16 protein-coding genes and 1 pseudogene are annotated in these 19,116 nt (G+C 70.7%); 7 read left to right on the plus strand and 10 right to left on the minus strand.

Translation table 11 applies throughout. From position 1 onward, the window contains the following. Positions 1-46 precede the first annotated feature (46 nt). Both OHA17_RS34305 and OHA17_RS34310 read left to right on the plus strand, forming a co-directional pair. The gene (locus OHA17_RS34305; RefSeq protein ID WP_406509713.1) at positions 47-952 is read left to right on the plus strand and encodes a universal stress protein; all 906 of its coding nucleotides are present in this window, start codon (positions 47-49) and stop codon (positions 950-952) included. Between the two features lie 152 nt (positions 953-1,104). Beyond that, entirely contained in the window at positions 1,105-2,718 is a 1,614-nt protein-coding gene (locus OHA17_RS34310) for an FAD-dependent monooxygenase (RefSeq protein WP_406509714.1), read from the plus strand. Between the two features lie 21 nt (positions 2,719-2,739). Here the strand turns inward: OHA17_RS34310 and OHA17_RS34315 are convergent, their stop codons facing one another. Continuing rightward, entirely contained in the window at positions 2,740-3,222 is a 483-nt protein-coding gene (locus tag OHA17_RS34315) for an SRPBCC family protein (protein ID WP_406509715.1), read from the minus strand. Positions 3,223-3,345: 123 nt separating this feature from the next. Beyond that, the gene (locus OHA17_RS34320; protein WP_406509716.1) at positions 3,346-4,206 is read right to left on the minus strand and encodes a DeoR/GlpR family DNA-binding transcription regulator; all 861 of its coding nucleotides are present in this window, start codon (positions 4,204-4,206) and stop codon (positions 3,346-3,348) included. 135 nt (positions 4,207-4,341) lie between these two features. Between OHA17_RS34320 and OHA17_RS34325 the strand changes: the two genes are divergently transcribed. Further along, positions 4,342-6,723, plus strand: coding sequence for a hypothetical protein (locus OHA17_RS34325; RefSeq protein WP_406509717.1), 2,382 nt, complete (start codon positions 4,342-4,344; stop codon positions 6,721-6,723). Here OHA17_RS34325 and OHA17_RS34330 read toward each other — a convergent pair. The 4 genes from OHA17_RS34330 to OHA17_RS34345 form a co-directional block, all read right to left on the minus strand. Beyond that, positions 6,693-9,095 (minus strand): right-handed parallel beta-helix repeat-containing protein, encoded by a 2,403-nt coding sequence (locus OHA17_RS34330; protein WP_406509718.1) that lies wholly within the window; start codon positions 9,093-9,095, stop codon positions 6,693-6,695. The two genes, OHA17_RS34325 and OHA17_RS34330, sit on opposite strands and share 31 nt — an antisense overlap. 113 nt (positions 9,096-9,208) lie before the next feature. Continuing rightward, positions 9,209-9,814 carry a hypothetical protein gene (locus tag OHA17_RS34335; protein ID WP_406509719.1) on the minus strand — a complete coding sequence of 202 codons (606 nt, stop codon included), beginning with the start codon at positions 9,812-9,814 and terminating at the stop codon, positions 9,209-9,211. 138 nt (positions 9,815-9,952) lie between these two features. Beyond that, positions 9,953-10,786, minus strand: coding sequence for an MOSC domain-containing protein (locus OHA17_RS34340; protein WP_406509720.1), 834 nt, complete (start codon positions 10,784-10,786; stop codon positions 9,953-9,955). A gap of 57 nt (positions 10,787-10,843) precedes the next feature. After that, positions 10,844-11,299, minus strand: coding sequence for a DUF6643 family protein (locus tag OHA17_RS34345; protein WP_398878088.1), 456 nt, complete (start codon positions 11,297-11,299; stop codon positions 10,844-10,846). A 514-nt stretch (positions 11,300-11,813) separates the two neighbouring features. On the opposite strand from OHA17_RS34345, the gene OHA17_RS34350 reads away from it, so the two are divergent. After that, positions 11,814-11,957 carry a winged helix-turn-helix transcriptional regulator gene (locus tag OHA17_RS34350; RefSeq protein ID WP_406509721.1) on the plus strand — a complete coding sequence of 48 codons (144 nt, stop codon included), beginning with the start codon at positions 11,814-11,816 and terminating at the stop codon, positions 11,955-11,957. Here the strand turns inward: OHA17_RS34350 and OHA17_RS34355 are convergent. The 3 genes from OHA17_RS34355 to OHA17_RS34365 form a co-directional block, all read right to left on the minus strand. Then, complete coding sequence (locus OHA17_RS34355) at positions 11,900-12,616, minus strand: MFS transporter (protein ID WP_406509722.1); 717 nt, start codon at positions 12,614-12,616, stop codon at positions 11,900-11,902. The genes OHA17_RS34350 and OHA17_RS34355 overlap by 58 nt on opposite strands. A 182-nt stretch (positions 12,617-12,798) precedes the next feature. After that, the gene (locus OHA17_RS34360; RefSeq protein WP_406509723.1) at positions 12,799-13,383 is read right to left on the minus strand and encodes a hypothetical protein; all 585 of its coding nucleotides are present in this window, start codon (positions 13,381-13,383) and stop codon (positions 12,799-12,801) included. Continuing rightward, positions 13,380-13,985, minus strand: a complete 606-nt coding sequence (locus OHA17_RS34365) for a hypothetical protein (protein WP_406509724.1) — start codon at positions 13,983-13,985, stop codon at positions 13,380-13,382. Before OHA17_RS34365 ends, OHA17_RS34360 begins: the two co-directional genes overlap by 4 nt. Positions 13,986-14,608: 623 nt before the next feature. On the opposite strand from OHA17_RS34365, the gene OHA17_RS34370 reads away from it, so the two are divergent. From OHA17_RS34370 to OHA17_RS34380, 3 genes and pseudogenes are all read left to right on the plus strand, one after another. Next, on the plus strand, positions 14,609-16,642 hold the full coding sequence (locus tag OHA17_RS34370; protein ID WP_406509725.1) for an acetolactate synthase large subunit: 2,034 nt from the start codon (positions 14,609-14,611) through the stop codon (positions 16,640-16,642). Between the two features lie 7 nt (positions 16,643-16,649). Further along, positions 16,650-16,877, plus strand: a pseudogene (gene ilvN, locus OHA17_RS34375) (acetolactate synthase small subunit); the annotation flags it as partial. Positions 16,878-16,962: 85 nt separating this feature from the next. Beyond that, a complete protein-coding gene (locus tag OHA17_RS34380; protein WP_406509726.1) occupies positions 16,963-17,850 on the plus strand; it encodes a hypothetical protein in 888 nt (295 codons plus the stop codon). 116 nt (positions 17,851-17,966) lie between these two features. Here OHA17_RS34380 and OHA17_RS34385 read toward each other — a convergent pair whose 3' ends face one another. After that, a complete protein-coding gene (locus tag OHA17_RS34385) occupies positions 17,967-18,998 on the minus strand; it encodes a hypothetical protein (RefSeq protein ID WP_398878101.1) in 1,032 nt (343 codons plus the stop codon). Positions 18,999-19,116 lie beyond the last annotated feature (118 nt).

Consider the following 19,116-nt stretch of genomic DNA (forward strand, 5'->3'; position numbering starts at 1 on the left):
ACCTTCTGCCCGTGCGGGACCCCGTGACGCGTGCCAGGGTGACGTCATGGACACGCGCCCGGTAGTTGTCGCCGTAGACGGATCCGAGCACAGTCTGCGGGCCCTGGAATGGGCCATTCCGACCGCTCGCAGACTGGCGGCCGACCTGGTCATCGCTCATGTCCTGCCCGACGCCGCACAGCTCTGGGCGGCCCGCCGCTCCACGCTCGGCCCGGGCCCGGCGCTGAACGACCCGGTCACCGACCGGGTCCGCGCCGCGCTCTCGGGCCGCGACGAACTGCCCTCGGTGCGGTTCGACTCGCTGGAGGGCGAAGTGGCCGACGCGCTGCACGCGTTGGGCGCCGAGGCCCGGATGCTGGTGATGGGCTCGCGCGGCCGAGGCGGCTTCGCCAGCCTGCTGCTCGGCTCCAACAGCCTGGCCGTGGCGAGCAGGGCACCCTGCCCCGTGGTGGTCGTGCCGCCCCTGGCCCGCACGGGCGAGGACGAGCGGACGACGGGCCGGGTCGTGCTCGGCCTCAACCTCGGTGACACCGTGGACGAAGTCATCGACTTCGCCTTCGTGGAGGCCCGGGCGCGGAACGTGCCGCTCCAGGTGCTCTCGGCCTATCCGTCACCGCCCCCGGCCGCCCTGATGGTCGCGGGAGAGTTCCCGCCGGGCAGGCTGGACGCCGATCAGTACGAACCCGCCGAGCGGGACGTGAAGCGCGAGCAGGGCGAGCGGCTGCGCCCCTTCCAGGAGCGGTTCCCCGACGTCGAGGTGGACGCCGTGATCGCGCCCGCGGACGCCGCGGGCCACCTCGTCGACGCCTCGGCCTCGGCCGCGCTGATCGTGGTCGGCCGCCACCGCCGCCGCCTGAAGCCGGGCTCCCTCCTGATGGGTTCCGTGGCCCATGCGGTGCTGCACCACGTGGAGTGCCCGGTGGCGGTCGTGCCGGCACGGGAGGAGGACTGAGCGAGGCCCTGTTTCCGGCCCCTTCAACTACCGCCCGCCGACGCCGTGTTGAGCCCGCCGCAGCGTTGACCCGCAGTTTGCCCCCGACGGCGACTTTGCTGTCTACGGTGGGAAAGATCCACTGAACGGCACGGGGAACACGGGGAGCTGTCATGCCATCTGTACTGATCGTCGGCGGGGGACTGGTGGGCCTGACCGCCGCCCTGTGCCTGGAGTACCACGGGGTCGACTACGTCCTGGTGGAGCGCAACACCGAGCCGACGGTGCTGCCCCGCTCGCGCGGCATGCACACCCGCGCCGTGGAGATCTTCCGGCAGCTCGGCGTCGAGGACGCCGTACAGGCCGCGAGCGCGTCCGCCCTCAAAATGGGCAGGTTCGGCGGCGCGCGAAGGGGCCGGAGCATCGCCGAATCCGAGGCGCTCGACCTGCGCCACGTGTTCGCCACCGGCGCCATGGTCGGCGCCGACGAAAGCCCCTCCGCCTTCTGCTTCTGCCCCCAGGTGCTCCTCGAACCCGTCCTGCGCGAACTGGCCGAACAGCGCGGCGGCGACATCCGCTTCGGCACCGAGCTGACCGCGTTCACCCAGGACGACGACCGGGTGACCGCCACCCTCACGGATCGGACCACGGGCCGCACCGACACCGTGTACGCCGACTACCTCCTGGCGGCCGACGGCGCGGGCAGCCCGATCCGCACCACCCTGGGCATCACCAGCACCACCCGCCCCGCCACCCACCACTACCTCAACCTCTACTTCCGCGCCGACCTCACCGAGCTGGTGCGCGACCGCACCTTCAGCCAGTGCGAGATCACCGGCCCCGAGGTGTCCGGCCTGTTCCTGGCCAAGAACAACACCGACGAGTGGTCCTTCCACCTCGCCTACGACCCGGCGCACGAGAGCCCGCGCGACTACCCCGACGAGCGGTGCGTCGCCCTGCTGCGCACCGCCATCGGCGCCGACGACCCCGGGCTCCGCATCGACCTGCTCGCCCGCGCCGCCTGGGACACCGGCACCGCGGTCGCCGACGCCTACCGCGGCGGCCGGGTCTTCCTGGCCGGCGACGCGGCCCACCGGCACGCCCCCTGGGGCGGCTTTGGCGCCAACACGGGCATCGCCGACGTGCACAACCTGGCCTGGAAACTGGCCGCGGTCCTGCGCGCGGAAGCGCCCGACGCCCTCCTGGACACATACGAGCCCGAGCGCCGCCCGCGCGGCCTGCTCGTCGCCGAACAGGCCTGGCTGCGCACCGAGTTCCTCGCTCGGTACGGCATCCGCACCCCGCGGAACGCCGAGGCGCTGGACCGCCAGCTGGGCACCGGCGAGATCATGACCCGCTTCCAGTACGCGTCCGCCGCCGTCCACGGCACCCCGGCCGGGGACACGGTCGACCTGCTCGCGGGCCAGACCGGCACCCGCACCCCGCACCTCTGGCTCGACCGCGACGGCGGCCGCCTGTCCACTCTCGACCTGTGCGGCCCGGGTTTCACCCTGCTCACCGGCGGCGACGCCGAAGGGGACGCCGCCTGGGCCGACGCGGCCAAGGCACTGCCGGTGACGGTCCATCACATTCGAGGAGTGGACGCGGACTTGGCTGCGGAGCAGGCCGTACTGCGTGACGGTGAGGGCGCCTGGCCGGGCCTGGTCGGACTGCCCCCGGGGGGTGCGCTGCTCGTCCGCCCGGACGGTTTCGTGGCCGCCCGCTCCGACGAGGGGCTCACGCCCGACACCCTCGACGAGATATGGCGCTCCGTCACCAGCCGTTGATACAGGGGGAGTTGAGGTGGCTCAGGTGGTCTGCGAACCCGTGAGGCGACGGTCCAGCTTGCGCATCGCGCCCTTGAAGGACTGGCCGATGCCCGGCCCTGCCGCCCGCAAAGCCAGGCGGAACAGTGCGGGGCCGTCGCTCGCCATCGTCCAGCGCACGGTGGTCCCGGAGCCGGCCGGAGTGAGCCGCCAGTCCTCCAACAGGGCCCCCATGCCCGGGGTGTTGGTCTCGTCGATCCGGTAGGCGTAGCGCTCGCCCGGGACCTTCGCCATGATCGTCTCGCGGAAGAACACCCCGCCCCGCAGCCTGATCTCGCGCCCGGCTCCGCCGTCCAGGGGCCGGGCCGCGGCGACGGAGGAGAACCAGGCGGGCATCTCGGACACCTCCTCGGCGAGCGCGCGATAGACGGCCCCGGGCCCGGCCGAGACGCGGGCCGTGAACACCAGCCGCACCGGCGCCGACTCGGCGAAGTCGAGTTCCACGGACCTGAGTCGGCGAGCCATGACGCATACCTCCGGGCGGTCGGATGAGCGAGGACCCTCGTGGGCGGGCCCGCACCGGATCGCGTACGCGACAGCCGTACGAATCCGGCGCGGCAAGGCCCGCACACCATAACTGGCGGACCGTCAGAAGTCTGCGGAGCCGCCGGTCTCGACGCCGTTGTCGGGGATCTCCCCCGCCACGACGAGGTCGCGCAGATGCTCGGTCATCTCCTCGCGGGACCGGTCCGACAGGCCCGCGTCCGTCACAAGGGAGTCGACCTGGTCGAGCGAGGCGAACGAACTCAGCCCCACCGTCCCCCACTTGGTGTGGTCCGCGATCACCACGACCCGCCGCGCGGAGTGCACGAAGCGCCGGTTGGTCTCCGCCTCCGCGAGGTTGGGCGTGGAGAGCCCGGCCTCCATCGAGATGCCGTGCACCCCGATGAACAGCACATCGAAGTGGAGCGAACGGATCGCCGCGTCGGCGACCGGCCCCACCAGCGTGTCGGAGAGTGTCCGCACCCCGCCCGTGAGGACCACGGTCGCGGCCCCCGGACGCGGGCCGGAGCCCGCGGGTGAGCGCTGGGCGGCGTGGAACACATCGGCGACCTGCACCGAGTTGGTCACCACCGTCAGCTCCGGCACGTCCACCAGCTGCTGGGCGAGCGCGTACGCCGTCGTGCCGCCGGCCAGCGCGATCGCGCTGCCGGGCACGGCCATCCTGGCTGCCTCCCGCGCGATGTCCTGCTTGGCGCTCAGCTCAAGGGTCGACTTCGCCTCGAAGCCGGGCTCGTGCGCCGTGGCCTCCGCGACGGGCACCGCCCCGCCGTGCACCTTCTCGATCACGCCCTGGCGCGCAAGGGCGTCCAGATCCCGGCGGACCGTCATGTCGGAGACGTTGAGTTTCCGGGTGAGCTCGTTGACCCGGACCCCGCCACGCCGTCTGACCTCATCGAGGATCAGCGCGCGACGCTGCTCCGCGAGCAGATTCTGGTGGTCGCTCACTGCCGGGCCGGCCCCTTCCACATCGTCGAACACACTCGCCGGGCACATCTGCACCCCCGGCTACGGACACCCCATCCTGTCACGGGGAGATTCCGTGAGAGCACTGCACCAGGGCACCCGGATCCGAGATCCTGAATGTCCGTGCCATTCGCGCCGCCGATCCTGCCGTCACGAGAGCGAGTCGCAGAAGTGTCCCGTGCCACACCCGCCGCCCAGGCCGGTGCCCCAGCAGCCGAGAGCGGCGGCCCCGCCCTCGAACTGCTGGTCCACGGCGTCGGGGGGACCACACCGCAGAAGATGCTCGACGCCCCCCGCACCGTGTGCGTCACCGGCGACGACACCGCCGCGATCTACCGGCGCAGCGAGGACGCCGACGCCGAAGCCCACCCCGAGCGCTACCGCGACCGGCCGGTGCCCGAGGCGTACGTCTGGTGCAACCTGACCTCCGGCAACAGCGCCCGCGCCCTGTGGCTGCTCCTGCTGCCGTTCATGGTGATCAACCTCGCGCACTGGATGCGGCCGCCCGCCAAGGAGCCGCACTGGGCGATCCGGCTGTACGGGGTCCTGGTGCGGCTCATCGCGCTCAGCCTCACCGTGCTGTTGGTGGCCGCCGCCTGCGAGGTCGCGCTCGACCTCACGGCCTGGCAGTGCGCGGGCTCGGCCGCCTGCTCGCGGTCCTGGTACTGGCTGGGCTTCACCTCCGTCGCCCACCACGGCTGGTGGTCACAGCCCGGCCGCCGCCTGGCCCTCGCGGCGCTCGCGCCCGCGGGTCTGACCTTCCTGCTCTGGTACCTCTCCAACCGCACCTGGAGCGCGTACGAGTCCCAGCAGCCGCTGAACGCCGAGCCTGCCGCCGACCCCGTCGAGGCCGTCAAGCCCGCCTTCAGCAGGCCCGGATTCTGGTACGGCAGGCGTCTGGTGGCGCGGCTCCGCGCCGCCCACACCGCCGCCGGGTTCCTGACCACCGCCGCGGGCGTGACGGCCGCCGCAGCCCGCTACGACCGTGCCGCCACCAGCGCCGTATTCGAGACCCTGGGCCTGCTCCTGGAGTCAACTCTCGCTGTCGCGGGGCTGGTTGTGGTGTGGGTGGTGTGCCGCAGGGGACGTACCGAAACGCATCTCGACGAGCAGCTCGACCGGGCCGTCACCGCCTGGCTGCCCGTCACCTCGCTCGCCCTGCTCGCCCTCGCCATGGTGTACGCGGCCTGGGACCGCTCCGACTGGGCTTCCTCCGGCACCCTGCCCGGCGACCGCGCCTTCGGCTTCCTGACCTTCGCCCAAGGGGTGTTGATCACCGCGCTCGCCGCCGTGGCCCGGCACCTGCGACGCCGGGCACCGGGGGAACGCACCGCCCTGGGCGGACTCGGCGGCCCCGCCGTCGCCATGCTCGCCTGCGCGCTCGGCGGCGTGATGACGGGCGGCGTGGCCCAGCGCGTCGCCGACTGGGTGGACCACGGCGCCATCCACCGGGCGTCCTTCAACGGGCCGCCCGCGCTGCTGACGTGGCAGGCCTCGGTGATCCCCGTCCTGCTGGCCCTGCTGATCCCCGTCGTGCTGTTCTTCGCCGTACGCACGTGGCGCACCGCCCGCGCCGACGCCCCGCGCGTCATGGCGGACTACCCCGGTGAACAGCCCGACACCGCCCGCACCCGCCAGATCGCGAGCGCCCGCGCGATGGCCGGGCTCACCGACCACGCGCCCGTCTTCCTCGGCATCGTCTCCGGCGCGTCCCTGTTGCTCGGCGCCGCGGCCCTCGTCGGCGCGTGGTGGACCAGCGACGTACCGGAGCAGGCGGCCGACGGAGCGGCGACCCCCATCGCCTTCGCCGCCGACGCCGCCCAGTCGCTCGGCTCCTGGTGCACCGGCTTCGGCTTCCTGCTCTTCGTCACCTGGGGCCGGCGCGCCTACAAGGACGCGGCGGCCCGCCGCACCGTCGGCATCCTGTGGGACGTCGGCACCTTCTGGCCGCGCGCCGCACACCCCTTCGCGCCGCCCTGCTACGCCGAGCGGGCCGTGCCCGACCTCGCCTGGCGCATGAACACCTGGACCGAACGCACCGGCGGCCGCCTCGTGATCTCCGGCCACTCGCAGGGCAGCGTGCTCGCCGCGGCCGCCGTCTGGCAACTGCCCGCCGCCACCCGGCGCCGGGTCGCCCTGCTCACCTACGGCTGCCCCGTCGAGCGGCTCTACGGACGCTGGTTCCCCACCTACTTCGGCCCCGCGCCGCTCCAGGCCCTCCACCAGGAGGTGCACTGCTGGCGGAACCTGTGGCGCGCCACCGACCCCATCGGCGGACCCGTCCTGACCGGCGACGACGTCGACAGGGGCCCGCTGCTCGACCCGCTCGCCTACGGACGCACCCGCGAACACCCGCTGCCCGCCCCGATACTGGGCCACTCCGACTACCAGGCCGACCCGGCCTTCAGCCGCGAACGCGCCCTGCTCCTGGCCGAGCTGGCCAGCGGCGTGCCGAACCAGCGGGTCGATCAGAGCAGTTCGGGCAGATCGTCCGGGTAGAGCAGGGTCAGATCGTCGGTGCTGGCCTCGGCCAGCTGGGCGACCCGGCCCGCGTGCCGCTCCACCATCGACTCGAACGTCTGGCGCGCGGTGCGCCCGTTGCCGAACGCGGCGCCCCTGGGCAGCACCGTGAAGTACTTGAGGAGGCACTCCGCGGTGCCGGAGCCGAGCCGGTACTCGTGCTCGTCGGCCTGCTGCTCCACGATGCGAAGGAGCTCCTCGGGGGAGTAGTCCGAGAACCTGATGGTCCGTGAGAACCGGGACGCCACACCGGGGTTGACGCTCAGGAACCGCTCCATCTCGGCCGTGTACCCGGCGACGATGACCACCACCGCCTCGCGGTGGTCCTCCATCAGCTTCACCAGCGTGTCGATGGCCTCACGCCCGAAGTCGCGGCCCGAGTCCTCGGGGGACAGGGCGTACGCCTCGTCGATGAACAGCACCCCGCCGCGCGCCCGGTCGAAGGCCTCCTGGGTGCGGATCGCGGTGGACCCGATGTGCTCGCCCACCAGGTCGACGCGGGACACCTCGACGAGATGACCGCGCTCCAGGACGCCGAGGGAGGCCAGGATCTCCCCGTACAGACGCGCCACCGTGGTCTTGCCGGTGCCGGGGGAGCCGGTGAAGACGAGGTGGCGGCGGACCGAGGCCGCCTTGAGGCCGGCCTGCTGCCGCTTGCGGCCGACCTCGATCATGTCGGTGAGCGCCCGCACCTCGCGCTTGACGCTCTCCAGGCCCACCAGCGTGTCCAGCTCGCCGAGCACAGCCCCTGAAGTGCGCGCGGGCTCGGTCACCGGCTCCACCGCCGGGGGCTCGACGGGGCGCGGGCCGGGGACGGCGGAGAGCAGCCCCATGGTCTGCGTCGCGCTCTGCACTGCGGGCGGTTCGGCGGCGCCCGCCTTGACGCCGCTCTCGTCGCTCGTGCAGTCCTCGACGACCGCGCCGTCCTCGGAGAACTCATAGCCCCGGCGCGCACAGCGCTCGGTGCGGCAGCGCGTCAGTGTCGTACGACAGCCGTCGATGACGTGGAAGCCGAAGCCGCCGCTGCCGGTCACCCGGCAGCCGTGGAAGGTGCCCCGGCCCTCGGCGGAGACGTAGAACCCGGCCTCGGCGGGGGAGGTGACCGTGACGCGCTCGATGCGCGGGTCGGCGCCCTTGGTGACGATGACGCCGGTCTGCGCGCCGTCGATGGTGCAGCCCGCGAGCGTGCCGCCGCTGCCGTGGTCGCGGAACCAGGCGCCGGTGGACGCCTCCCTGATCCGGCAGTCGTCGAGCTGCGCGGTCGCGCCGTCGCTCACCGACACGGCGGTGTTGCGGACCTGGGTGAGATCGCTGTCGACGACATCGGCGCGCGAGCCCCGGTCGAGCACGAAGATCGCGTCCGGTACGTCATGGACGCGGCAGCCCTCCAGGACCGCGGTCGCGCCGTCGCTGACCCACACCGCCGGATAGTCGCCCGTGCTGTCGTGGATCTCGCACTGGTTGGCGTCCACCCGGGTGCCCGGGTCCCACACCGACAGGCCGTTGCGCCCGAAGCGGCGGACCTTGGTGCGGGTCAGTGTGAGCACGGAGCGCGAGCGCAGGTCGACCGCGTTCTCCGGGATGTCGTGGATGTCGCAGTCGGCCAGCGTGAGCACCGCGTCGGTGTCCAGGGTGATGCCGTCGGCCGAAGTGCGGTGCACCGTGCAGTCGGTGAGGTGGGCCGAGGCGCGCGAGGCGATCTGCGCCCCGGCGCCCTTGATCTCGTACACCTCGCAGCCGAGCGCCTCAAGCCCGCTGCCCTCGCCGCTGACGGCCAGCCCGGCGCCGCTGGAGTGGTGCACCCGGCAGCGTTCAAGCCGGGGGTGCCCGCCGCTGTGTACCGAGACCCCGGACTGCCCGGCCGCGACGACCTCGCACTCCTCGAACACGCCGCCCGCACCGTCGAATACCCCGATGCCGACGCCGCCGGGGTTGTCCACCGTGCAGCGCCGCACCGTGGGCCGCGCCCCGCCCCGCACCTCGATGCCCACCGCGGAGCGCGTCACCACCCGCAGATCGACGAGCTCGGGCGCACCGTCCTCCACGAGCAGCGCGGGCGCCGCCGCGTCCTGGCCCTCCAGGTACAGGTCCCGCACGGTTGCCGAGGCGCGCACGGTCAGCGCCACGCCGTCGGCCGGTGCGATCCGGACCGAGCCGACCGCGCCCTCGGGGCCGCGCAGCGTCACGGAGCGGCGCAGTACCAGATTCTCCCGGTAGGTGCCCGGGGCGACGGTCAGGACGTCCCCGTCGCCGGCGGCCTCCAGGGCCGCGGCCAGAGAGGCGTACTCACCCGTGCGGCGGCGCCACCTCGACGTGCCCGTGTGCGTCACCTGGACCGTGCCCTGAGCCATGGTGCTGCCGTGCCCCCACCTCGTGCGTGCGACCTCGCACACACCTCGACCGTGACCTGGTTTGTGCGACTGATGGTCCACCGTAGCGCGCGCGGGGCCGGTGAGTTGACCGGTCAGCTGCCTGCGCCGGTACGGCCCCAGTCCGGACCGTATCGGGCCCACGCCCGGTCCAGTCGCTCGTACCGCCGGCGTATCAGCCGCCATACGATCAACCGCCGTACGCCCTCGACGAGCCCGGCGGCCGCCGCGGCCGCGCAGATCCCCGAGAACACGGCATGTGTGTCGGCCGCGGACAGCGCCATCGGCCGGGGCGCCGGGCGCCCGTGGTCGTCGGTCCATATGTGAAAAGTGGCGCCGGGAGCGGGCGCCTTCAGCGGCGAGGCCAGCGTCCCGCTGTGTGAACTGCCGTCGTACGCCGTCCAGTTGGCGATCACTCGGGTGCGGGCGGCGCGGCCCATCGAGCCGTCGGGCTCGGAGACCGGCGCGCGCTGCTCGGCCCGGCGCACCACCACGGCCGAGGTCACATGGCGATGGCGGCGCTGCTCGGTGACCGCCTGGCGCAGGCTCGCATCCGTGAGGGATCCGCAGAGCACCCCCACCGCCGGCGCGGCGAACACCATGAGCACCAAGGCCACGAGCGCCAGATGGGCCTCCGCGAAGTCGGTGCGGCGGCGCAGCGGATTGTGCCGCCAACGCCACACTCCCGTAATGGCTCGCACGGGCCACGCACCCCCTTCCGCTTCGTGCCGCCCCGGCGGGACGGCAGGCGCGCGGGTGGCACGAACAGGGATCTGATCCACCCGGCTTGCCCTGTCCAACGCGTCTGCCACCCACAGGAGTTCCCGCGTGGCGCAGAGCTATGCGAGCACCTTCAGCGTGTCACCGATGCGGATGGTGCCGGTGTCCTCGGGAATGACCAGGACGCCGAACGCCAGCGAGCCGCCGATCCGGCGGTGCCGGGCCAGGGTGCGCAGCGGCTCCCTGCCGCGCTCCGCGGTGGCCTGGTCGGTGGTGGTGATGACGCAGCGCCCGCAGGGCTTCGCCACCCGGAAGGTGACCTCGCCGATCGATATCCGTGACCAGGTGTCCTCGGCCCAGGCATCTGTCCCGTCGAGGACCACATTGGGCCGGAACCGGTTCATCGGCAGGGGGCCCTCGGCGGGGTCGTCGCCCTGCGCGATCAGCGAGTTGAGGGCGTCGAGCGAGGCGCGCGTGGCGATCTGGAGCGGGTATCCGTCGGCGAAGCTGACCGTCTCGCCGTTCGGCGCGTACTTGGGGTTGATGGCCCTGCGGCGCGCCGGGTCGTCGAGGTGCATGAGCCGGACCTCGGTGCCCAGATAGGCGCTGAACCACGCGTGGGCCTCATCGGCGGCGGTCACCGCCTCGAACTTGTTGCCGAAGAGCGTGACGCCGACGGCGGCCATCGGCTGCGGCGGCTCGACGACCAGGTCGTCGCGTCCCGGCGCGGAAAGCCGCACGCCTCCGCCCGGCAGTGTGGCGGCACTGCTCAGGGCGAGGGCCGGCCGCTCGCGTTGAGTGACGGCCGTGCCGTGCGTGTCCACCAGCATCCAGCGGCGGTCCCCGGCGAGCCCCCATGGCTCGACCGCCGCTTGTGCCGTGTCGTATCCCCCGACCGACTTGACGGGATGAATGTGAATCCCGTGGACAACTGCGTCAAGTGCACTGCTCATGAACACATCCTGCCAGCCGCCTCGGACAAGCGTCCGGGCGGCCGGTCCCGCTCTTGATCAGTACCCGGTGCCTTGGTAGGGCCGGTTGTACGGATCCTCGTACGGTGCGGGCGCCGGCCGGGGCGCGGCCGGCCGCATGGCCTCGTACCCGGTGCCCTGCATCGGCCGCTGCGGCATGGCCTGCTGCCCCTGGTAGCCGCGCGGGGCCGAGGGCTGCTGCGGAATGTACGGGGCGGGCGCGTGCTGCAGCGGCACCGGCTGCTGCATCTGCTGCTGGTACCCGTACGACGAGGAGTAGGAGGGGCTCGGCTGCGAAGGGGCGGCCGGCAGTGCGGGCAGCGCCGAGGGAAGCGCCGGCAGGTAGCTGCTGCCGGTGTCATAGAGGGAAGGCACTCGGATCGGGGCGATCTGAGGCGTACCCCGTTCTGCGACGAGGGAGTCGTAGATGGGGGTGTCCGGGAAGAACGGCGCGGAGTAGTAACCGCCGCCATAGGTGGAGCGGGGGGAGGTCATGGCACATAAGTTAAGCCCACGATGTGGTCGTTGGGGAGCCCCAATCTTCGGGTCATCCGTTTTACGCTGGTTTTGCCCGCCTGACCTGCTGAAACGTCGTTAATGAAGCCTTAGCAAGTGAGGGGTTCCAATCGTGCTCTCCGTTTGACGCGAAGCGACGGAGGATCTACGAAGGGTGACGGCCGCGTGGTCCTTGCCGAGGCGGGGAAGCCCCGCTCCGACGGCCGGGCGGCGGTATCAACCATGAGGATGCCGGCTTCTCGCTCAAGGACTTGCTGGGTCGAGCCGGCACTTGGCGGTAGGTGCCGCGTCTTATGGGGCCGAGGTGTGGAGGAGAGGTGGGCTCCCCGAGGGGTGGGGCATTCCGGACTCGGTGCTGTGCAGGCGTTCTGGTGTGGACCTCCCGGCTTCCAACATGGCCGGTTCGGCCAATTTCCCTTCAGGTGGGTGTAGTTAGCATGGGGATATTGGGATGCCGTGCAGAGATCGGCGGGGGACGGATAGTGGGAGGAACATGCGGCCGCGCGTGGAGTACTCGCTGACCGAGATCGGCATAAGCCTGCGCGGCCTGGTGGGGCAGTTGGAGGAGTGGGGCAACTACTACCGAGAGCAGGTCCGCAGCACCGTTGCGGACGTTCCCGATTCCTCGGCGGCGTGACCTGCCCCCCCGACCGGCCCCGGCAATGCGCACGGCGTCCTTGGGCTTTCCGGCCGGGTGGTCCGACCGGCAGCCCGAATGCGGCCATCTCGCGAGGGGCGTACGCCGATCCGCAAGATGGCCGCTGCCGGGGACGGTGCTCTCAGATCGTCGACTCCTGCTCCGCCGGGGCGGGTTGCGAGGCGGCCGCCGAGCACCGGCCCGAGCGCCGCGCCCGTGCTGGAACTGGCCACCCACAGCCCGTACGCCAGCGACCGTTCGCGGGCGACCGGGAAGACGACCCGGATGATGACCACCGTGCTCGACAGCATCATCGAATAGCCGAGTCCCTGGACGGCCCTGGCCGCGATGAGCTGTCCCGGCGCGGAGGAGAGGGCCGCCGCGAGCGAGGCGAGCGCGAAGACGGTCACCCCGGTCATGAGGATCCGTTTGCGCCCGAGCCGGTCTCCCGGCGTGGAGCACACCACCAGCGTCGCCGCGACGGTGAGCGCGTAGCCGTCCATGATCCACAGCAGTTCGGAGCTCGACGGCACTAATTCCCGGCCCACCGTGGGCAGTGCGATGTTGAGGATGGTGAGGTCCATGCCTCCCATGAGCATTCCGGCCAACAGCACGACAAGGACCGCCCAGAGGCGGGGATCCGACGTTTCTTCTGTCATGAGTTCATCGTGCAGATCGCCCGGAGGGCAGGACAAGTACGGTATTTCTTGTCCCTGGGGACAAAATGTGTACTGCCTCTGACCGGGCTCTCCGGGGGAGTTGGAGAAAAATCCGGAGCGGCAAATCCCTGGCGGTGCGGGATTGCCGCTCCGAATTCCGCAGACTTTGTCCGCCCGGCGCCTCAGAGCGCGCGCAGTGGGCCTCGGAGCCCGGCCTCCCGCGTCGAGCGGTAGCAGTTCGCAGCGCGCGCCACGGTCAGCAGCTCGCAGCCCTTCCGCGCGGCCAGGCGGGCAGCGTGACAGGCCGCCAGGACCTCCGGCCCCTCGGTCCGCAGTGCGGCGGTGACCTCGCCGAGCGCCGCCGCGCCGTCGCCGACGGGGACGCGGAGGTGGTAGCGGGTGCGCGGGCCGGGCAGGGAACCCGGGTGCTCCGCAGCGGCGGCCGCAGGCGCGGCGTCGTAGTGGCCGAGCAGCCTTCTGCGCCCCGCCGTCACCACGTCGCCGATGACCGCGCTGAAGCTGAAGGTGGGCACCCCGTCGGTGCCCGCGCCGCAGAATAGCGACGGCCCGGCGTCGGCGGCCTCGACGAGCACCGCGTTGTCGGCGACCGGCACAGCGGCGTGGGGGTGGGCGCGCTCGATCATCGCCGGGTGGACCCGCACGTGGAGTCCCTCACGACCCTCCCGGCCGGAGGTCCGCTCCAGCGCGGCGATCAGTTTGACGACCCGGCCGCAGGCGCGGGCGTCCGCCACGCCCACCGCGCTCACACTCGTACCCAGGCGAAACAGCGAGGACAGAACGGGATCCGCGACGATCGGAGCCGTAGACCCGCCAGGTTCGTGGTCAACTCCTTGCGCAACTCGGCCACATGGGGCGAGTGCGAGGCGTAGTCGACCGGCACGATCCGCGCCCGCACCCCGTCGGCGGCCAGTTGGGCGCGCACCTCCTCGATCGCGTCGGCTTCGCCGGACAGCATGCCGCCGCGGTCGGCGATCGCGAGGAGCGCCTGGCTGCGCAGCGCCACGGTGCGCGCGGCGTCGTCGAGCGAGAGCAAGCCCTCCACGTACGCGGCGGCGATCTCGCCCACTTTGTCCCGGCCGCGCGCCGCGCTCGGTGCCGCCTCGTCGGCCGTCACCTGCGCGAGCTGGCCGAGGAGGGACTCTCGGTCGGTGCCGGTGCCGGTGCCGGTGCCGGTGCCGGTGCCGGTGTGGTGGTCGAAGTGGGTGCGGGTGGTGGCGAGGGAGTGCCCGACGTCGGTGGAGTCCAACGCGGGGTGTGCGGTGAGGTGTTGGTGGAGGCGGGCCGCCTGGTCCTGGAGCCCTGCGGCGTACGGCCCGCCACCCATGGTGTGGCGGCGCGGTAGGGCCAAGGGGTGGGTGTCGGTGAGGAGTTGGAGGGTGCCGGTTGTCCAGTCGACGTGGTGGGTGGGTGCGGTGACGTGCGGAGGTTTCAGGGAGGGGGCCGTTGCGCATGGCCATGAGCGAATTCGTCTCGGCCGGGCCGCCTGCGTGGAAGCAATGCGTCGCGAGATCGGCCGAAGAGGCCCATGACCTTCCCGGCGACGAGATAAATCAGCCTTCCGGGATAAAATCTACCCAGATCACCCGCGCGGAATTGCGGTTCTGCTTACACCGGCTGAGGGGCAAATGACAACAGGCTCTCAGCATTTGAGAACCCGTTTCCTTCCGTAGATCACCTGTGCTTATGATCAACACCCGCTCACCAGCGGATACGCACCACGCAAGCCGATGGGCCCCGCCCGTCGGACAGCGCATGCCTGAGGTGTGAACGCAGACCCGCGTTCGCCCTGAGGGGTGGGCGCAGACCATGCGCCGAGTTTCGGCTTTCCGTGTCGGCACATCCTGCCGCTTCACGTGATCAATGTGTGATGCCTGAGCGTCCGCCACTCCGTCTGATCTCCATCCGATCCCCATCCAGTAACGACTTCCGTGCGCAATCGCGGCCGGTCGGCCCCTCCGTGAGCAGATATGGATGGATCTTGATCGGCGCTCACACCTGCCACGATGCCGGAACGAAGGCACACCCCCCGACCTGGCCGTATGGTCGGGAATTTCACCGTACGGAGTCGTACTCGCTGAGCACATATCCGCTGTCGCACCCGCTGGACGGGCTCGGAACTCAGGTTCCTCAGGCGGTTCCTGCCGCCTGGAGCGGCGCCAAGAACAGAAATACAGAACGATGACTCAGACCGTAGAAACACCCGTCCCCTCGCACTCCGGCGAGACGATGACGGGGGCTCAGTCCCTCGTCCGTTCTCTTGAGGAAGTGGGCGTCGATATCGCGTTCGGGATCCCAGGTGGAGCGATCACCCCTGCGTACGACGCCCTCATGGATTCGACCAAGGTGCGCCATGTTCTGGCGCGGCACGAACAGGGTGCGGGCCACGCCGCGACCGGCTACGCCCAGGCCACCGGGAAAGTCGGGGTCTGCATGGCGACGAGCGGCCCGGGAGCGACCAATCTGGTCACTCCGATTGCCGACGCCTATATGGATTCGGTTCCCATCGTGGCCATCACCGGGCAGGTGGCGAGTTCACTGATCGGCACGGATGCCTTCCAGGAAGCCGATATCTGCGGCATCACCATGCCCATAACCAAGCACAGCTTCCTCGTCTCGGACCCGGACGACATTCCCCGCGCGATCTTCGAGGCCTTCCACATCGCATCCACCGGTCGGCCCGGGCCCGTTCTGGTCGACATCACCAAGGACGCGCTGCAGAAGGACACGGTCTTCCGGTGGCCGACGGATCACCGACTGCCCGGCTACCGGCCCGTCACCAAGCCGCACGCCAGGCGGATCCACGAAGCCGCCCGCCTGATCGCCGAGGCCGAGCGGCCGGTGCTCTACGTCGGTGGCGGTGTGCTCAAGGCACGGGCGAGCGCCGAGTTGAAGGCCCTGGCGGAACTCGCCCGGATCCCCGTTACTACGACGCTCATGGGCATCGGGGCCTTCCCCGACAGCCATCCGCAACACCTGGGCATGCCCGGCATGCACGGGACGGTCGCCGCGGTGACGGCCCTTCAGAAGGCCGACCTGATCGTCGCCCTGGGCGCTCGGTTCGACGACCGGGTCACCGGCAGGCTCGACGGCTTCGCGCCGCACGCCGCGATCGTGCACGCCGACATCGATCCCGCCGAGATCGGCAAGAACCGTTTCGCGGACGTTCCGATCGTCGGAGACGCCCGTGAGGTGCTGACCGACCTCACCGCCGCCGTCCGGGACGTACTTCAGAGCGCGGAGGACCCCGAAAAGACCTGCGACTACGCGGCGTGGTGGGAGCAGCTCGACCGCTGGCGCAGCACCTACCCGCTGGGCCACGAGCCGGCTCCTGCGGGCGAGCTCTCGCCCCAGCAGGTCATCCGGCGCATCGGCCAACTGACCGACGAGAACACGATCGTCGCGGCGGGGGTCGGCCAACACCAGATGTGGGCCTCGCAGTTCATCGCCTACGACAGGCCCTACACCTGGCTCAACTCCGGCGGCGCGGGCACGATGGGGTACGCGGTCCCGGCCGCGATGGGCGCCAAGGCGGGCAAGCCGGAGGCGGCGGTCTGGGCGATCGACGGTGACGGCTGTTTCCAGATGACCAATCAGGAACTGGTCACCTGCGCGCTGAACAACATCCCGATCAAGGTCGCGATCATCAACAACGGGGTCCTCGGCATGGTGCGCCAGTGGCAGACCCTGTTCTACGGGCAGCGGTACTCCAACACCGTGCTGCACTCCGGCGAAGCGCCCGACGTGGAACCCAACCGGGGCACCCGCGTCCCGGACTTCGTCAAGCTCGCCGAGGCCATGGGCTGCTACGCGCTGCGCTGCGAATCCCCCGACCAGCTCGACGCGACGATCGAGAAGGCGATGGCGATCAACGATGCCCCCGTCGTCATCGACTTCATCGTCCACGAGGACGCCATGGTCTGGCCGATGGTCGCCGCCGGCACCTCCAACGACGAAATCCTGGCCGCGCGCGACAGCCGTCCCGACTTCGGTGACGACGAGGAGTAGGAACGCCATGCAGAAGCACACACTCGTTGTCCGCGTCGAGAACAAGTCCGGTGCCCTCACGCGGATAGCCGGTCTCTTCTCCCGCCGGGCGTTCAACATCGACTCGCTGTCGGTGGGTCCCACCGACGAACCCGCCACCTCCGAGATGACGATCGTCGTCGATGTGGACGAACGCCCCCTGGAGCAGGTCATCCAGCAGCTCGACAAGCTGGTGAACGTCATCTCCATCCAAGAGCGGAGCGCATGAGCAAAGGCTGATGTCTACTACTACGATTACTCAGCCCCCGCCGGCGCCGACCCGTCGGCGAACCCCCCTGCCGGTGGCGTCTCGACCGGAGCACAACGGCCAGGTGGTACTGAGCGTTTCAGCGAGTGACCTGTCCAGTTGCCGCTTCCTCGTCTCGCCGCTGCTTGAGGCGCTGGCGGCGAGCGAAGTCCTGCGCGGACAGCACCCAGCCCTGCGCGGCCGGCTCCGGCACAGCCTGAAGTTCGGAAACCGGCACGCGCTCAACATCCCCCAGGCCGAAGTGCAGCACCGGATTCGGTTGACGGCAGGGCAGTTGCTCCGCCGGCAAGGGGCGGCGACCGGCCGCCAGGAGGCCGACTTCTCGGCGCTGGGGCCGCTGGAGGAGCCGGCGCGGGAGTTCTTCCAGGACTGCCTCGCCGACGACTGGCCCCGGATCAGGACCGCGCTGGAGTCCGATGTCGCGCTGCGCGCCCACAACCTGGCGGCGTTCGGAGTCCGCCAGGTCGTCGACAACCTGCCCGGCCTCACCGTGCGAGAAGTGCGGGATGCGCCGGGAGGCGCCGGGCGCGGGCTGATCCTGGTGCCCTCGGTCTTCCAGCGGACCCGGGTACTCCTGACGAACGAGTGGGGGACGGTCATCACCTACCCGGCGTCCGGCCACCGCCGACTCTGGGACGACAGCGAGGCGGTGGCCCCCACCCGGCTCGGCGCGCTCCTCGGCCGCGGTCGCGCGGCGGCGCTCCTCAACATCGGCGCGGGCTGCGGTACCACCGAACTGGCCGACCGGCTCGGCGTCAGCGCGGGCACCGCCTCCGTGCACGTGACCGCCCTGCGCAACGGCGGCCTGGTCGCCACCCATCGTGTTGGCAAGGCGGTCAACCACGTGCTGACGCCCGTCGGTTCGGCACTCATCACGGCGCAGCTCACCGCGGAGCCGGTCATGCTCCCGCGGATGCTCTGACGCGGACGCGATCCGGCTCGGAGGTGGTGAGGGCGAACCAACTGTGGTTCCCGTCCCGGAAGGGGACGGGAACCACAGCGACACCGCGATCCCCCCAGGGGTTCGTCGGACGGTGGTCAGCCGTTGATCAGGTGGTCGGTGCCGGGGACCAGGTGGCCCTGGTGCGGCGCCATGTCGTCCACGTTCACCGTCTTGATGATCCAGCGGCTCTGCAGCGCCTCGGGGTCGCCGACGTTGAGGACCTCCTTGGCGTGGATCGTGTGGTTGTTGTACGTGATCACGAAGTCGCCTGGCTCGATGAAGACCCGCCGCTTGAGGGAGTGCAGGGTTTCGGCGACCTTGGGGACGATGGCCTTGGCGGCTTCGGTGACCCCCACGGTCCGGTTCTCGAAGAACCGCAGGTCTTCCGGGCCCCGTCCGCCGATGATCGGGTGCATGTCCGCTTCCCCGAGCTGAACCCGTCCGCCACCCATGGTGCTCAGGTCGTCGAAGGGGGTGTAGAACTCGCTGGAGCGCAGCAGCGTCAGCTCTTCCTCGGTGAAGGCGGCGATGACGTCGATGTTCCGGACGAACGAGGTGTAGACCTCGTTCACGGGGTTGCTGCGCATACCGACCATGTACACCTGGTCGGGCCGCACGAAGTGGTTGGCGAGGTCCTTGTGGAAGTGGATCTGCTTGAGCGCCTTCTGCGACTGGCTGCCCTGCAGATGCCGCTGCGGGTAGATGTCCTGGAAGACATCGCCGTCGTTGACGTTGACGTACCCGATGGCCGGGGTGTTCGCGAGCTGGGCGAACAGCGCGAGGAACCCCTCGGCGACGAACGTCTTCTTCAGCTCGTACTTGGAACGCACGGGCTGGTCGAAGTCGAACACCGGGACATCACGGTCGTGAGGGACGTTCTTCAGGACTACTACCGGCTCGGCGGTACGGTCGCGGGTGGCCAGCGAGTCGACGTAGGCACGGAAACGCTCCGGGATCACGCCCTCGGCGATGAGCCGGCCGACCTGGAAGCGATGCGCCTCGTAAAGGCGGTAAGGGTTGGCGGTGAGGCTGTCGAGCGAAGACTCCAGGGCCTCGCGCTCCGCATCCGTGAACGTGAACTCTGGAGCGATGGTCCAGTTGGCTCCGACAGCAGCTTCAACAGTCATTAACGCTCCTTGTGAAATTCCCTCATCGATGACGCAGGGAATGCTTTCGTTCGATGCAGGGCCGGATTATGAGTTCGGCGCTGCGACAAGGGCAGTCAACTCCCGTCTTTTTGCTGTG

Origin of the sequence: Streptomyces sp. NBC_00212, assembly GCF_045206365.1 — a bacterium.
Lineage (GTDB): Bacteria > Actinomycetota > Actinomycetes > Streptomycetales > Streptomycetaceae > Streptomyces.

What these genes read in the sequence shown, in the direction of transcription:
- OHA17_RS34340 (WP_406509720.1), bottom strand. Translation starts at nt 10,786, where the DNA reads ATGAGCAGTGCACTTGACGCAGTTGTCCACGGGATTCACATTCATCCC.
- OHA17_RS34350 (WP_406509721.1), top strand. Translation starts at nt 11,814, where the DNA reads ATGCGGCCGCGCGTGGAGTACTCGCTGACCGAGATCGGCATAAGCCTG.
- OHA17_RS34310 (WP_406509714.1), top strand. Translation starts at nt 1,105, where the DNA reads ATGCCATCTGTACTGATCGTCGGCGGGGGACTGGTGGGCCTGACCGCC.
- OHA17_RS34345 (WP_398878088.1), bottom strand. Translation starts at nt 11,299, where the DNA reads ATGACCTCCCCCCGCTCCACCTATGGCGGCGGTTACTACTCCGCGCCG.
- OHA17_RS34370 (WP_406509725.1), top strand. Translation starts at nt 14,609, where the DNA reads ATGGATCTTGATCGGCGCTCACACCTGCCACGATGCCGGAACGAAGGC.
- OHA17_RS34385 (WP_398878101.1), bottom strand. Translation starts at nt 18,998, where the DNA reads ATGACTGTTGAAGCTGCTGTCGGAGCCAACTGGACCATCGCTCCAGAG.
- OHA17_RS34330 (WP_406509718.1), bottom strand. Translation starts at nt 9,095, where the DNA reads ATGGCTCAGGGCACGGTCCAGGTGACGCACACGGGCACGTCGAGGTGG.
- OHA17_RS34355 (WP_406509722.1), bottom strand. Translation starts at nt 12,616, where the DNA reads ATGACAGAAGAAACGTCGGATCCCCGCCTCTGGGCGGTCCTTGTCGTG.
- OHA17_RS34325 (WP_406509717.1), top strand. Translation starts at nt 4,342, where the DNA reads ATGTCCGTGCCATTCGCGCCGCCGATCCTGCCGTCACGAGAGCGAGTC.
- OHA17_RS34315 (WP_406509715.1), bottom strand. Translation starts at nt 3,222, where the DNA reads ATGGCTCGCCGACTCAGGTCCGTGGAACTCGACTTCGCCGAGTCGGCG.
- OHA17_RS34305 (WP_406509713.1), top strand. Translation starts at nt 47, where the DNA reads ATGGACACGCGCCCGGTAGTTGTCGCCGTAGACGGATCCGAGCACAGT.